Annotated in this window: 12 protein-coding genes; 5 read left to right on the forward strand and 7 right to left on the reverse strand. The window is 57.9% G+C overall.

What is annotated here, in order from left to right; translation table 11 throughout:
- Positions 1-22: 22 nt before the first annotated feature.
- The 4 genes from C1Y42_RS08675 to C1Y42_RS08690 all read right to left on the reverse strand — a co-directional run bounded on the left by C1Y42_RS08675 (position 23) and on the right by C1Y42_RS08690 (position 5,759).
- Entirely contained in the window at positions 23-1,003 is a 981-nt protein-coding gene (locus tag C1Y42_RS08675; RefSeq protein ID WP_104093201.1) for a GlxA family transcriptional regulator, read from the reverse strand.
- A gap of 378 nt (positions 1,004-1,381) precedes the next feature.
- Positions 1,382-1,633: a hypothetical protein gene (locus tag C1Y42_RS08680; protein ID WP_146068790.1), complete on the reverse strand. Its 252-nt coding sequence runs from the start codon at positions 1,631-1,633 to the stop codon at positions 1,382-1,384.
- A gap of 419 nt (positions 1,634-2,052) precedes the next feature.
- Positions 2,053-4,446 (reverse strand): TIM-barrel domain-containing protein, encoded by a 2,394-nt coding sequence (locus C1Y42_RS08685; protein ID WP_104093202.1) that lies wholly within the window; start codon positions 4,444-4,446, stop codon positions 2,053-2,055.
- A gap of 11 nt (positions 4,447-4,457) precedes the next feature.
- Positions 4,458-5,759, reverse strand: a complete 1,302-nt coding sequence (locus tag C1Y42_RS08690; protein ID WP_021509925.1) for an MFS transporter — start codon at positions 5,757-5,759, stop codon at positions 4,458-4,460.
- Positions 5,760-6,123: 364 nt separating this feature from the next.
- On the opposite strand from C1Y42_RS08690, the gene uxuA reads away from it, so the two are divergent.
- The 4 genes from uxuA to uxuR all read left to right on the forward strand — a co-directional run bounded on the left by uxuA (position 6,124) and on the right by uxuR (position 11,114).
- The gene (uxuA, locus tag C1Y42_RS08695) at positions 6,124-7,302 is read left to right on the forward strand and encodes a mannonate dehydratase (RefSeq protein WP_104093203.1); all 1,179 of its coding nucleotides are present in this window, start codon (positions 6,124-6,126) and stop codon (positions 7,300-7,302) included.
- Positions 7,303-7,366: 64 nt separating this feature from the next.
- Complete coding sequence (locus tag C1Y42_RS08700) at positions 7,367-8,848, forward strand: fructuronate reductase (protein ID WP_104093204.1); 1,482 nt, start codon at positions 7,367-7,369, stop codon at positions 8,846-8,848.
- Positions 8,845-10,263, forward strand: a complete 1,419-nt coding sequence (uxaC, locus tag C1Y42_RS08705; protein WP_104093205.1) for a glucuronate isomerase — start codon at positions 8,845-8,847, stop codon at positions 10,261-10,263. The genes C1Y42_RS08700 and uxaC overlap by 4 nt, the downstream gene beginning before the upstream one ends.
- Before the next feature lie 74 nt (positions 10,264-10,337).
- A complete protein-coding gene (gene uxuR / locus C1Y42_RS08710; protein ID WP_031280188.1) occupies positions 10,338-11,114 on the forward strand; it encodes a Uxu operon transcriptional regulator in 777 nt (258 codons plus the stop codon).
- Between the two features lie 105 nt (positions 11,115-11,219).
- On the opposite strand, the gene ychF is transcribed toward uxuR, so the two are convergent.
- Together ychF and pth are read right to left on the reverse strand one after the other, a co-directional pair.
- Positions 11,220-12,311 (reverse strand): redox-regulated ATPase YchF, encoded by a 1,092-nt coding sequence (ychF, locus tag C1Y42_RS08715; protein WP_021509931.1) that lies wholly within the window; start codon positions 12,309-12,311, stop codon positions 11,220-11,222.
- Between the two features lie 107 nt (positions 12,312-12,418).
- Positions 12,419-13,006: an aminoacyl-tRNA hydrolase gene (pth, locus tag C1Y42_RS08720; protein ID WP_058771204.1), complete on the reverse strand. Its 588-nt coding sequence runs from the start codon at positions 13,004-13,006 to the stop codon at positions 12,419-12,421.
- Positions 13,007-13,267: 261 nt separating this feature from the next.
- Here pth and ychH point away from each other — a divergent pair, with 261 nt between their 5' ends.
- Positions 13,268-13,546 (forward strand): stress-induced protein YchH, encoded by a 279-nt coding sequence (gene ychH / locus C1Y42_RS08725; protein WP_021509933.1) that lies wholly within the window; start codon positions 13,268-13,270, stop codon positions 13,544-13,546.
- Here the strand turns inward: ychH and C1Y42_RS08730 are convergent.
- On the reverse strand, positions 13,543-14,712 hold the full coding sequence (locus C1Y42_RS08730) for a GGDEF domain-containing protein (protein ID WP_058780682.1): 1,170 nt from the start codon (positions 14,710-14,712) through the stop codon (positions 13,543-13,545). The two genes, ychH and C1Y42_RS08730, sit on opposite strands and share 4 nt — an antisense overlap.
- Positions 14,713-14,770: the final 58 nt, after the last annotated feature.

A 14,770-nucleotide genomic window follows, 5' to 3' on the forward strand; every position in this document is an offset into this window, starting at 1 on the left:
TAAACGACAAAAAAGGATCACTTTACGCCATTTTGCGGCTGTGAAAGCGCTGGCGATATGCGTTAGGCGTGAGATGCAGCTGGCGCTCGAAGCTGCGCCGCAGGTTAATGCTGCTGCCAAAGCCGGTGGCGATGGCGATGCGTTCCAGCGTCTCGCGCGTCTGCTCCAGCCGCTCGCGCGCCGCCGCCAGCCGCGCTTCTGCCACATAGCGCGCCGGTGAAACGCCGGTTTCGCGGCTGAACACGCGGGTAAAGTTACGCGGGCTCATCGCCACCTGGGCCGCCAGTTTCTCCACCGACAGGTCTTCCGCCAGATGGGCGGCGATCCAGCTCTGCAACTGAGCAATCGGCCCCGACTCGCTGACGGACTGCGGGTGAAAGCGGCTGAACTGCATCTGGCCGCCGGGACGACGCAGATACATCACCATATCCTGCGCGATATCGCGCGCCACGCTGAAACCAAAATCTTCCTCTACCAGCGCCAGCGTCAGATCGAAGCCGGAGCTGACGCCGCCGGAGGTCCAGATTGGGCCGTCCTGAATATACAGCGGGCCGCCTTCAACCTGCACGCGCGGATAGCTGGCCTGCAGCGTGTCCAGCAGACGCCAGTGGCTGGTGGCGCGCCGGCCATCCAGCAATCCCGCCTCCGCCAGCAGCATTGCCGCCCCGCAAATCGACACCACGCGGCGCGCCTGTGGGGCAGCCAGCTTAATCCAGTCCACCACCATGTTGCGTTCTTCGGGGTTATCACCGCGGCCGGTAATCATGATGGTGTCCCAGCGTTCGCGCGGATCGAGTTCAGCCAGTTTGAGGTCGGCGAGCAGATTGAGGCCGGACTGGCCGTGGATCACCTGGTGCGGCTGCGTGGTTGCAATGCTGATACGATAGCGTGCGCCAGCCACGCCCACCGGCAGGTGCAGGTTGGCGTGCATGAGGATGTCGGCGATACCCGCCGCTTCGAACAGCATGCCGCCGTCCGGGACAATAATCAGAAAGGTTTTCATGGCGTAAAATGTACCTGCGCCACGAAAGAAGTCAATGTAGCAAGGGCTATCAGGCGCGCGAGCTGAATACCCGGCCGCGGCCATCAGACTGGGCATTTCCGGCGGCACCGTACAGGCGCTGATCGGCTCGGGCCTGTTGGTTCAGGCGCTATATTTATATAAAATCATGATGTCGCAAATGATGCTTATTTCCCTCATCGTGCAGTTAAAAATATCTGCAGACTGAAGCGTTGGATGCCAGATTAATCAGGTGCCTGTTATTTTGGAAGTGAAATGCCAGGATAGGTTAAGAGAAACACTGTTTTATAAAGCATTCCTTTGCCATGCAGTGATAATGACTACGATAATGAGCAGCTGAGTAAATCAGGCTTAAAACCATCAATTATATTCTACCTGCAGAAAAGTCAAACCACGCTCACGGATAATGCGCGCGGTGCCCAGCGCGTAAGGTAATTCACGCGCGGCACCATTAACCTGCAGGGTTTCGCTCTTTTTAATCCCTTCGCGCGTGCAGTTCAGCGAGACGCTGCGCGTCACGGCATAATCACAGGAGGGTTCAACGATCGCGCCGACGAACGTGATTTGACCGTCGGCGGCAAGGGTAGCGTGGCTGGTAAGTAAAGCTATCATCGGTAACAGCAATCTTTTCATCACAGAGGCCCTTTGAGAAGTCGGGAATTACCCGGTTAATGTCGTCTTAATGACTAATAGCGCGCCACAGTTGAATATTGCTTAAACCGCGGCGTTTCCGTGTTAAGGCATATTATTACGATGGCTTAGCCAGTGCGTCGTCATGTTTTACGCAATCGCCTCAGCAATAAACGCTTATGCCTGCATTAAGCGCAGCTATTATATTAGTAAGCAACCAGGATTAATCGGGTGAGCAGGGCGGTGAAATAAGCGTATTAAACCGGATAGATTTATTAGCGCGATAACGTCAGGACAGAAAACGGGCAGATAGCGTGTTGGTGTAAGCCGCTGAGGGAGAGAAAAGCGGGCTGTGGTGAAGTTAAGCAGGCGCACCCGACATCGGTGCGCTCTTGCTTTTATCAGCTGCGGGAAATCTGCGCCAGCGTCACGTCGGCTGACGCAGCGCCTGCGGCGACACCATCGATAAACAGCGCACGCTGTTCACCGGCGGGCAGGGCAATCTGCAACGTTTGCCATGCCGGCTCATAATCACCCTTGCGCCGCAACGTAAGGTGAATGGCTGTGGCTTCGCAGCGCATTTCCCACTGCAGCCACAGCGCATTGCCGTGCTGATAACCCCAGGATTCGCCATCATCTTCGAACAGTTCGCCGTGGCTAACGCCTTTGCCCTGCAACGGGTAGAGCTGCAGCGTGCGACGATCGTCTGCGGCGGCGTCGACGTGAGCAATACGCTCGCTGAGTGGCAGTGCCGCACCCGCGCGCACCAGCAGCGGCTGCGTTTCCAGGGGCGCAGGCAAGGTGATCCACTGACCCCCGCTGTACCACTGCTGCGTGGCGAAATCATACCAGCCGGTCTGGTTGTCGGGCAGCCACAGGCGGCGTTCACGCAGGCCAGGTTCCACTACGCTGGCGACCAGCAGATCGCGGCCGAGCAGGAATTCATCACACTCAGCAAAGGTCTGGGCATCGTGTTCATGATCGAGGAACGTCGGGCGCAGCATCGGTTCATCGTCCGCATGCGCCTGCCACAGCAGCGTGTAGAGATACGGCAGCAGGCGATAGCGCAGCGCAATGGCCGCCCGAATCGCGGGTGTGACCGAAGGATACATCCACGGCTCATTCACGGTGTGATCGTCATTCCACGAATGAATGGTGAAGCGCGGATGCATGACGCCATTCTGCACCCAGCGCACAAACAGCTCTGCGTCGGGTTTATCCCCCGAGAAGCCGCCGACGTCGTGACCGACGTTATACAAGCCGGACAGGCTCATGCCGAGGCCCATGCGAATGTTGTAGCGCAGCGAGGTCCAGTTGGTGCGGTTATCGCCGCTCCAGGTTTGCACGTAGCGCTGCATCCCGGCGCAGCCGGAGCGCGAAATCAGGAACGGTCGCTGTTCGGGGGCAAAGCGCTGTTGCGCCTCCATCGAGGCGCGCATCATCAGCAGCGGCATCACCGGGCGAATATGCTTGATGGCAATCGGCGTACCGAAGCCGTGGCAGCGCGCTTCGCCGTCCCAGACTTCATACTCGTTGTTATCATTCCAGGTGGCGTCGATGCCTTTTTCCAGCAGCTGACGGGTGACGTTCTCCTGCCACCAGGCCACCGTTTGCGGATGGGTGAAATCGAGGTGCGATCCTTCATCATCCCAGAACACCGAGCGCTCTGGCACATCTTCTTCCGAATCGCGGATAAACAGTCCCTGAGCCGCGACTTCTTCATAGCGCGGGTGATCCTGCAGCAGGCAGGGTTTGATGTTGGCCGCCAGGCGCAGCCCGGCATCGTGAAATGCCTCGCTCATCGCTTCCGGCTGCGGCACTTTGTCGTAGTTCCAGTTGAACACATAACGCTTGTTATTGATCGAGGTATAACCCGAAGAGAGCTGGAAGGAGTCGCACGGAATAGCGTGCTCCTCACACAGGCGGATGAAGTTCATCAGCTGGTTTTGCGCGTCCGGCGCATCGGTGTAGTGCATGGTCGAGCCGCTGTAGCCCAGACTCCATTTGGGGCCGAACAGCGTTTTGCCGGTCAGGCGCACGAAGGTTTTGGTGATATCCAGCACCCGCTTACCGACAAACAGGTAGTAATCGATATCGCCACTCTCCGCCTGCCAGCGGCGATACGGCTGGTGATAGTTATCCAGCTCGTTACCCAGATCGAACCAGCTGGTGCTGAGGTTATCGTAGAACAGGCCAAAGCTGACGTCGTTACGCCGCGTGAGGGTGAAGGGCACATGTTTGTACAGCGGATCGGTGGAGGAGGCGTTGTAACCCATAGCATCCAGATTACGCATCTCAAAGCGTTTGTCGTTGCGTTGCAGATCGCCAGTTTTTTCGCCCAGACCGTAGTAGCGGTCGTCCGCCATGCGGCGCTGATAGTGCGCCACGCCGTCGCCGTGTGCGTTGATCTGATAGGCGCTGGTGGGGCGATCGCCGGTCAGCAGTTGCCAGTCGCCTGCGGCATCACGGTACCGCCACTCCAGCGCCAGCGGCTGACGCACTATCACGCGCAGCGTGTCGGTACTGATGGTCAGACAATTGGCTTCTTCCTCCAGCGTAAAACCGGGCAGGCTAAACCCGGCCAGGCTGTCGCGCGGACGCCCTTCCCATGGAACATCCTGTTCCGGTGCAATGCTCCAGGTGCGGTCCAGACTGTAGTTGCCGTGGCGCTTGATCACCACGCGGAACAGACCTTTTTCCAGCACGTACAGGCACAGATGGTGTTTGCCATCGACGTTAAGCACCACATGGTGATGATCAGAATGGGCTAAAGACCAGTTTTTTAAGGTTTTCATCGTTACCTACTTCATTGGGTCGCTGAACGACGCTCAGCAATAAACGCAATCAGGAAGACTGCACCGATCAGGTCAAAGAAGCCCATGGCGACAAACAGCGGGTTAAAGCCGATTTTGTCAGCCGTCACGCCAATCACCAGCGAAAACAGGAAGCTGGAGATCCAGGCAAACGAGCCGCGCATGCCATTCACCGTGGCCATCTGGCCCTTATCAAATTTTTCCACCACCAGCGCACTCAACATGCAGGAGATGATCTGATGACCAAAACCGCCAATCGAGATCAGAGCAATCGCGACATAGGGGTCTTTGGTCATCGCCACCAGCGCCAGCGACAGCATCAGAAAGGCGCCGGTGACCGAGCTGGCGACAACGGAATTCACCTGCCTGAAGCCAAACAGCCGGGTATAGATGCGCGTCAGGTAGCCGCTGGCTGCACTGCCGAGATCCGCCGCGAGGAACGGCAGCCAGGCGAACATGGCAATCTGTTTCAGGTCCATTCCCAGGTCTTTTGCCAGATAGAGCGGCACCCAGAAACTCAACACGCCCCATGCCGGTTCAGCCATAAAAGCGGGAATGGCGATACCGTAAAAACGCTTGTTTCTGGAGACGGTTTTCAGGGCTTTGAAAAAGGGCAGTTTGACCGCCGGTGGCTCATTATCCTGACGAATAAAGGCCAGCTCATCGCTGCTGAGATTCGGGTTACGTTCCGGATCGCGATACAACAGCCACCACAGCACCACCCAGCCCAGAGCCAGACAGCCGGTAAACAGGAATGCGCCCTGCCAGCCGAACGAGGCGTGGGCAAAGTAGATGATGGGAGGTGCCAGCATAGCGCCAATCGAGAAGCCGACGCCGGCCCAGCCGGCCGCAATCGGACGCTCTTTTTTCGGGAACCATTCACCAATCACTTTGGCGTTAGCTGGCGTGGCGGCCGCTTCAGCTCCGCCCATGACAAAGCGCAAGATGGCCAGGTGCAACCAGCTGGCGGCGCCGGCATGGAACAGACAGGCCAGCGCCCAGATGGTGGCGCAGATGAAGAAGCCGAGTTTGAGGCCAATGACGTCAATCAGCCAGCCGCAGATTGGTTGAAAGAAGGTATAAGCCAGCTGAAAAGCGCCGACTATCCATGAATATTGTTCTGTGGTGATGCCGAGACTGGTTTTCAGCTCGGGGGCCAGAATGCCTAACGAGTTACGGGTAATGTAGTTGACGGTGACACCGGCGAGAAACAGCACCAGCACCCACCAGCGCAGATGACGGATGACGCGTTTCGTGCCGGTTGCGGCAATCCCTGGATTCAAACTGCGGTTCATCGGATTCTCCATTCATTATTAACAGCATGTGTGAGCAACGTCTGTGACTGCCTGGCCGGAGGTGGAGTCCATACCGGCCAGCGCATAACCGCTGGCCCTTGATTGCCGGGCGTGGCGTGATGCGTCCTGTTTTAACCATCCGCCGGGAGTGAACCACAGTTAGGCCAGGTGGTCGCCAGCCTGATGCGGTATTTGTGATCTGGTTAACCAAAATCATTTATCAGGTTGACTTCTGCCGGTGAAAAGTCGAATTTGACGCTGTGCAGGCACTTTTTACGACTCAGAAAGCGCTTTGCTTGTAAAATTGGTCAACCAAAATGGAAGGGCTTTGAGGATGATGCTCAGGCCCGCAGGAGAGAACGACATGAAGCAGACCTGGCGCTGGTATGGCCCTGACGATCCCGTTTCACTCGCCGATGCCCGACAGGCGGGCGCTACCGGCATTGTGACTGCCCTACATCACATCCCGAACGGCGAGGTGTGGCCAGTGGAGGAGATTTTGCAGCGCAAAGCGATGATTGAGGCGGCCGGGCTGGTCTGGTCGGTAGTGGAGAGTGTGCCGATCCATGAGGAGATCAAAACCGGCAGCGGGCAGTGCCAGCAGTGGATCAGCAACTATCAGCAGTCGCTGCGCAATCTGGCGCAGTGCGGCATCCACACCGTGTGCTACAACTTCATGCCGATTCTGGACTGGACGCGCACCGATCTGGCGTTCGAGCTGCCGGATGGCGCGAAAGCGCTGCGCTTCGATCAGATTGAATTCGCGGTATTCGAGCTGCATATCCTGCAGCGTCAGGGCGCAGAAAATGATTACAGCGCTGACGAGATAGCCCAGGCCGCTGCGCGCTTCGCCAGCATGAGCGAAGAGCACAAGCTGCGGCTGACGCGTAACATCATCGCCGGATTACCTGGCGCGGAAGAGGGCTACACGCTGGCGCAGTTCCGTGCTCAGCTGGCGCGCTATGACGGCATCGACAAAGCCCGGCTGCGCGATAACTTCGCCACGTTTCTGCGCGGCATTATCCCGGTCGCTGAAGAGGTCGGTATTCGCATGGCGGTACATCCTGACGATCCGCCGCGCCCGATCCTCGGCCTGCCGCGTATCGTCTCCAATGCCGACGATCTGCAGTGGATGATCGACACCATCGACAGTCCGGCCAACGGCTTCACGATGTGTACCGGCTCCTACGGCGTGCTGGCGGAAAATGATTTAGCCGGCATGGTGAAACGTTTTGGGCCGCGCATCTATTTTGCCCATCTGCGCTCAACCCGGCGTGAAGCCAACCCCAAAACCTTTCACGAAGCCGCGCACCTTGGCGGTGATGTCGATATGTTTGCGGTGATCAAAGCGATTGCCGAAGAGGAGCAGCGCCGTCGTAATGCGGGGCAGGAAGACCTGATCCCGATGCGGCCCGACCACGGGCATCAGATGCTGGACGATCTGCATAAGAAAACCAACCCGGGCTATTCCGCGATTGGCCGGCTGAAAGGTCTGGCTGAGATTCGTGGCGTTGAGATGGCGATACACCGCGCCTTTTTCTGACGCCGGTCGCCCTGTACCGCTTGCCCGGCGGACGCGCAGTCGCGCCGGACACTGAGGAGTTCACATGCAACACAACCTTGCCGACGCCAGCATTAAGGTGGCGCGGCCCGCATGGCAGCAGCAGCGGCTGGTGCCGCGCATCGTGCACATCGGCTGCGGTGCGTTTCATCGCGCGCATCAGGCGCTCTATCAGCACCATCTGCTGGAGGTAAGCGACAGCGACTGGGGCATTTGCGAGGTCAACCTGATGTCGGCCAGCGGCAGACAGCTGGTGGAACAATTGCGCGCGCAGAATTTGCTCTACAGCGTCACCGAGCAAGGCGCGACGCGTTATGACGTCAAAATCATTGGTTCCGTACACTCCGCGCTGCACCCGGCGCTGGACGGTTGTGACGGCATTCTCAACGCGCTTGCCCGCGCGGAAACCGCCATCGTCTCGCTGACGGTAACCGAAAAAGGCTATTGCACTCATGGCGCAACCGGCGAACTGGACAGTACTCATCCGCTGATCGTGCACGATCTGGCCCATCCGCGGCAGCCGAAATCCGCCATTGGCTTTATCGTTGAGGCGCTGCGCTTGCGGCGTGAAGCCGGGTTAGCGCCTTTTACCGTGCTGTCATGCGACAATCTGCGTGATAACGGCCACGTCGCGCGGGCTGCGGTCATCGGTCTGGCACAACGGCAGGATGCGGCGCTGGCGGCATGGATTGACCAACAGGTTACATTTCCCTGCACCATGGTTGACCGCATCGTGCCGGCCGTGACGGAAGAGACGCAGCGCGAGATTACCGGGTTGCTGGGCATCGCCGATCCCTGCGGTGTCGCCTGCGAACCGTTTCGTCAGTGGGTGATTGAAGATAACTTCTTGGCGGGACGTCCCGACTGGCAGCGCGTTGGTGCGCAATTTGTTCCGGATGTCGCCCCCTACGAGTTGATGAAACTGCGTCTGCTGAATGGCACGCACTCGTTTCTGGCGTATCTTGGCTACCTCGGCGGTTGTGAAACTATCGCTGATACCATGCAGCTGCCCGCTTACCGTCAGGCCGCGCTGTCGCTGATGCTGACTGAACAGCGTGCCACGCTGACGATGCCGGCAGGCAGCGATCTGAACGCGTATGCGCATCAACTGCTTGAGCGCTTCAGTAATCCGTCGCTGCGCCATCGCACGGCGCAAATTGCCAGCGATGGCAGTCAGAAACTGCCACAGCGCATGCTGGATTCGCTGCGCTATCATCTGCACCACGGCAGTGACTGCCGGCATCTGCTGCTCGGCATCGCGGGCTGGATGCGATATATCCTCGGCGAAGACGAAAAGGGCGAGCGCTACCCGGTGGCTGATCCGCTGGTGGCTAAGTTTGAGCGGATTAATCAGCAGTTCCCTTCAGGTCCCGCCCGCGTGCAGGCGCTGCTGGGCATTAACGAGATCTTCGCGGACGACTTACCCGCCAATCCGGCCTTTGTTGCCGCCCTGCAACACACCTATGACCGCCTGTGCCAGCAGGGTGCCAGAGCCGCGGTTGCATCCCTTAATCCGGAGGCCAAATGAAGCGTTTTATGGATGACGATTTTCTGTTGCACAGCGAGGTGGCGCGCCGCCTGTATCACGACGTGGCGGCGCAGATGCCGATCTATGATTACCACTGCCACCTCAATCCGCAGGAGATTGCAGAAGACCGGCAGTTTGCCAACCTCGGGCAAATCTGGCTGGAGGGCGATCACTACAAATGGCGCGCATTGCGCGCGGCGGGCGTAGAGGAATCACTGATCACCGGTAACACCACCAGCGATTACGATAAATACCTGGCCTGGGCGCAGACCGTGCCGAAAACGCTTGGCAATCCGCTCTATCACTGGACGCATCTGGAGCTGCGCCGGCCGTTTGGTATCACAGACACGCTGTTTGGACCGGAAACCGCACCGCGCATCTGGCATGAGTGTGCGGAGAAGCTGGCCACGCCTGAATTTTCCGCGCGCGGCATCATGCGCCAGATGAACGTACGCATGGTGGGCACCACCGACGATCCGATCGACTCCCTGCAGTACCATCGTCAGATAGCTGAAGACAGCAGCTTTGATATTGAGGTTGCACCGAGCTGGCGTCCGGACCGGGTGTTCAAGATTGAGCTGGAAGGATTCAGCGATTACCTGACCCGGCTGGAAGCCGCCGCGGATGTCAGTATCGACAGCTTTGATGCGCTGCGTGTGGCGTTACTGCGCCGTCTGGACCACTTTTCCGCCCATGGCTGCCGCGCCGCCGACCACGGCATTGAAACGCTACGCTATGCTGCGGTGCCAGCCGACAGCGTGCTGGATGGCATTCTCGCCAGACGCCGCAGCGGGGCGGCGCTGAGCGAGCTGGAGATTGCGCAGTTCAGTACCGCTGTGCTGGTGTGGCTGGGCGCGGAGTATGCCCGTCGTGGCTGGGCGATGCAGTTACATATCGGTGCGATCCGCAATAACAGCACGCGCATGTTCCGTCAGCTCGGCCCGGACAGCGGTTTCGACTCCATCGGCGATCATCCTGTTGCCTGGCCGCTGGCGCGCCTGCTGGACGCGATGGACACCAATGACCAGCTGCCAAAAACCATTCTTTACTGCCTCAATCCGCGTGACAACGAAGTGCTGGCTACCATGGCGGGTAACTTTCAGGGCGCAGGCATGGCGGGCAAGATGCAGTTCGGCTCTGGCTGGTGGTTCAACGATCAGCGTGACGGGATGCTGCGGCAACTGGAGCAGCTGGCGCAGATGGGGCTGCTCAGCCAGTTCGTTGGCATGCTGACCGATTCGCGCAGTTTTCTCTCATATACGCGGCACGAATACTTCCGCCGCATTCTGTGCAATCTGTTTGGCGAGTGGGTGCGTGACGGCATTGTGCCGCACGATGAAGCCGCGCTGGGCGCGATGTTGCAGGATATTTGCTTCCATAACGCCCGACGCTACTTCACCCTTAACCCACGGTGAAAATCACGCCCTGTGTTATAGTGCAGGGTAGAAAATTTGGCGGCCTAATGTCTGAACCAGCAGAAAAGAGCGTTATGAAACCACAAGCTTCAGCACAGCGACCCTATCAGGAAGTGGGCGAGATGCTTCGCAATATGATTACGCAGAAACAGTACGCGATTGGCGAGCGGTTGCCGCCGGAGCGTGAACTGGCGATGCTGCTGAACGTCACGCGCACGCTGGTGCGTGAGGCGCTGATTATGCTGGAGCTGGAAGGGTTGATTGAAGTGCGGCGTGGTGCAGGCATTTACGTGATCAACGACACGCCGGCACCGCGTGCCGCTGCGCAAACCGCCTGCAATGCGGCCGGTCCGTTTGAGATGCTGCAGGCCCGTCAGCTGCTGGAGAGCAATATCGCCGAATTCGCTGCGTTACAGGCGACGCGTGAAGACATCATCAAAATGCGCCAGGCGCTGGCGCTGGAAGAGCGTGAGCTGGCGTCAGGCGCAGTGAACGACAGCGAAAACGGCGACCGCAATTTCCATCTGGCGATAGCCGAAGCCACGCACAACAGCATGCTGGTGGAGCTGTTCAAACAATCCTGGCAGTGGCGCGAAGACAACGTGATGTGGAGCCAGCTGCACCGGCATCTGATCAATACCAACTACCGCAAAAAGTGGCTCGACGATCATAAAAAGATCCTCGCCGCCTTAATCAAGAAAGACGCACGCGCCGCGAAACAGGCGATGTGGCAGCACCTGGAAAACGTCAAGCAGTTGCTGCTGGAGTTCTCCGATGTGGACGACATCGATTTCGACGGCTATCTGTTTGAGTCATGGCCGCTGTATGCCACTAACGGATCGGATAATTAGCCTGGCGACAGGGCTTCAGCTATAAAAAAATCCACGCTATTGCGTGGATTTTATTTTTTCCGGGTTCATGAGATAAGTGGAACCTCATGACACCCTGGAAGCCAATCAGACGTTAAACAGGAAGTTCATCACATCGCCATCTTTCACGATGTACTCTTTACCTTCTGAACGCATTTTGCCGGCTTCTTTCGCGCCTTGTTCACCTTTGTATGTGATGAAATCTTCGAACGCGATGGTCTGAGCGCGGATAAAGCCTTTTTCGAAGTCGGTGTGGATTTTACCGGCTGCCTGCGGTGCGGTCGCGCCAACCGGGATGGTCCAGGCACGCACTTCTTTCACGCCTGCGGTGAAGTAAGTCTGCAGGTTGAGCAGGGCATAACCGGCGCGGATCACGCGGTTGAGGCCCGGCTCTTCCAGGCCCAGTTCGGCCATGAATTCGTCGCGCTCTTCATCTTCCAGCTCGGCGATGTCCGATTCCACTGCCGCACAGACCGGCACCACCACTGAGCCTTCGGCTTCAGCAATGGCGCGCACCTGGTCGAGATACGGGTTGTTCTCGAAACCGTCTTCATTGACGTTGGCGATGTACATGGTCGGCTTCAGCGTCAGAAAGCTGAGATAACGGATGGCTGCTTTCTCATCGGCGTCCAGCGCCAGCGAGCGCAGCATACCGGCGTTTTCCAGATGCGGCAGGCACTTCTCCAGCGCGGCCAGTTCCGCCTTAGCATCTTTGTCGCCGCCTTTGGCTTTCTTCTGGCAGCGCTGAATGGCACGTTCGCAGGTGTCGAGATCCGACAGCGCCAGCTCGGTGTTGATGACATCAATATCTTCTGCCGGGTTTACTTTACCGGAGACGTGGATGATGTTGTCGTTTTCAAAGCAGCGTACCACGTGGCCGATGGCTTCAGTTTCGCGGATGTTAGTCAGGAACTGGTTGCCCAGGCCTTCACCTTTCGACGCACCTTTTACCAGACCAGCAATGTCCACGAACTCCATGGTGGTCGGCACCACGCGCTGTGGCTTAACAATCTCGCTCAGCTGATCGAGGCGCAGGTCAGGCATCGGCACCACGCCGGTGTTGGGCTCGATGGTGCAGAACGGAAAGTTGGCTGCTTCGATACCCGCTTTGGTCAGCGCGTTGAACAGGGTGGATTTACCGACGTTCGGCAGGCCCACAATACCGCATTTAAATCCCATGATCTTACCTTTCTCACTGAGTGTGCAGCGCTGGCAGACAGCGCCGACTGATTCAAAAATTTTCGCGCATTATACACAGAATTACCTGCGGCGGCGCGGGAATTGGCTTAGCTGGCTTTGAAGGCGTGCAGACGGTTCATCGCCTTAATCTTATCTTCTTTTAGCCACAGTTCGGTGCAGCGCACCGCTTCGTCGACCGCCTCGTCAATCAGCTTCTGCTCGCTGGCCGGTGCCTTGCCGAGCACAAATCCGGTGACCTTGTTACGATCGCCCGGATGGCCGATACCGACGCGCAGGCGATGAAAATTGTTGTTATTACCGAGCTTGCTGATGATGTCTTTCAGGCCATTATGACCGCCATGGCCGCCGCCCTGTTTGAATTTCGCCACGCCTGGCGGCAGGTCCATTTCATCGTGTGCCACCAGAATCTCTTCCGGCGTAATGCGATAGAACGTCGCCATCGTAGCCACCGCTTTGCCGCTCAGGTTCATAAAGGTGGTGGGCACCAGCAGGCGCACATCCTCGCCGGCCAGCGACAGGCGCGCGGTGTAGCCGAAAAACTTCGGCTCCTCTTTGAGGGACTGATTATGGCGCGAGCAAAGTAAATCCACATACCAGGCGCCAGCGTTATGGCGCGTTGCCGCGTATTCAGCGCCGGGATTGGCCAGCCCCACAATCAGTTTAATGCTGCTCACGATGTTTATCCTGTCTCGCTGCGAAAGGGCGATAGTTTACTGCCTGCCGGCGGGGATGACAAAGGGCGCAATGACAGATTAATGACCAAAGGTGACTAATCAATTTCTATCGAAATCAAGGTGCTGGCGGTAAAGTTTTGTCAGACATTGTGAAGGATGTGTGATCCTGTACGCATCTTAACCGCCAGCCATTGCCTAAACTTATGGCCAGTTAACCAAACGTGCTGTTTTCTGCGTTGCTGAAAAGGATGGAGGTGAATCATGAAACGTCAACACTGCCGCACCGTCGGTAATGGTTTGATGTGTCTCGGCTTGTTAACCATGGTGCTCGGGGTGGGTTATTCCATCATTAACCAGCTGCCGTCGGTCAACCTGCCACAGTTCCTCGCGCATGGAGCGATGTTCAGTATTTTCGTGGGTGCGCTACTGTGGCTGGTCGGCGCACGCGTCAGCGGGCGGGAGAGGGTGGAAGACCGCTATTACTGGCTGCGTCACTACGGTGACAAACGCTGCCGTCGCGATCACCACTCAACGCACTAACCGGCTTCCGCCATTGCCGCCTGCGGCGTCTGATAACCTTCGACGCGGTTACGTCCGGCGGCTTTAGCGCGATACAAAGCCTCATCAGCCAGCGCCAGCAGGGCGGGAAACGCCTGATGCCGCTGGCTGGCAGTGGCAAAGCCAATGCTCACCGTATAACCGATGTCGTTGGGTAGCGACAGCTGTGTCGCCAGTCGGATACGCTCACATATGCGCTGCGCCTGCTCACTGTCGCCAGGAAGCAACGCGGCAAACTCCTCACCGCCCAGCCGGGCAAACTGACCCTCAACCGGCATTAACGCTTTCACCACCTGACAAAAATCGACCAGCACCCGATCCCCCTGCTGATGGCCATAGCGATCGTTGATGCTTTTGAAATGATCGAGGTCGAACAGCACTGCACTGTAAATATAGGGCTGCGGCAAACGTGCGTGGCGCAGCAGCAGTTTTTCTGCGGCTTCAAACAGCGCGCGCCGGTTCCAGACGCCGGTGAGCGGATCGTGCAGCGACGCCAGTTTATGGGCGATCTGCGTCCGCTCATTAACCATCGCCAGAATGGTGAAGGTCAGGCCGATGACGAAGAGGATCGACTCCAGAATCACATACACCGAAAAGCCGGAACCGCCAATGGCACCCGGTACCGGGGTAGCCACTGCATCGTCAAGGAAAATGCGTGCCAGATGGAACAGTAAGTGGATCCACAGCAGTATCTGCGCGGGCCAGAAAGTGACGGTCAGCGTGGCGCGCGCCTGCCACAGCAGACGAATCAGCGCGGCGGTAAAGATGATGCACAGCAGGCACATCACCAGCACGCGTTTCGGCTGGCCGTGATAGAACTGCGGAAAAGCACAAAGCAGCGCCCACAGCAGCGCGCCAGTGATCCAGCAAAAACCAAGCGGAAGGCGGCAAAAAGTACGAAAGGCGTTGAGCAGGGTGCCGTAGGCCAGCAGCATGATGACATTCCCGACCGCCACCGGCAAAAAGTGCAAACCGGCGCTGCGCAGGCTGCTGAGCAGCACGGCGGCAAGCGTCAGTATTAGCGTCAGGGTGGTAAAACCCAGCACCCGGTCGTACTGCGCCCCGACCCAGGCAAAAATCAAAATAATGCTCAGAAACCCCAGCACGTAGAGCTCGCAAATAAACAACGTATAAATGTCGAGTGGCATGGTGGTCGGAGTTCTCAGCAAAAGTATGGTGAAAAATATCACTAATCACTGGACCGCT

This window comes from Pantoea sp. ICBG 985, from assembly GCF_002928365.1.
Lineage (GTDB): Bacteria > Pseudomonadota > Gammaproteobacteria > Enterobacterales > Enterobacteriaceae > Pantoea > Pantoea dispersa.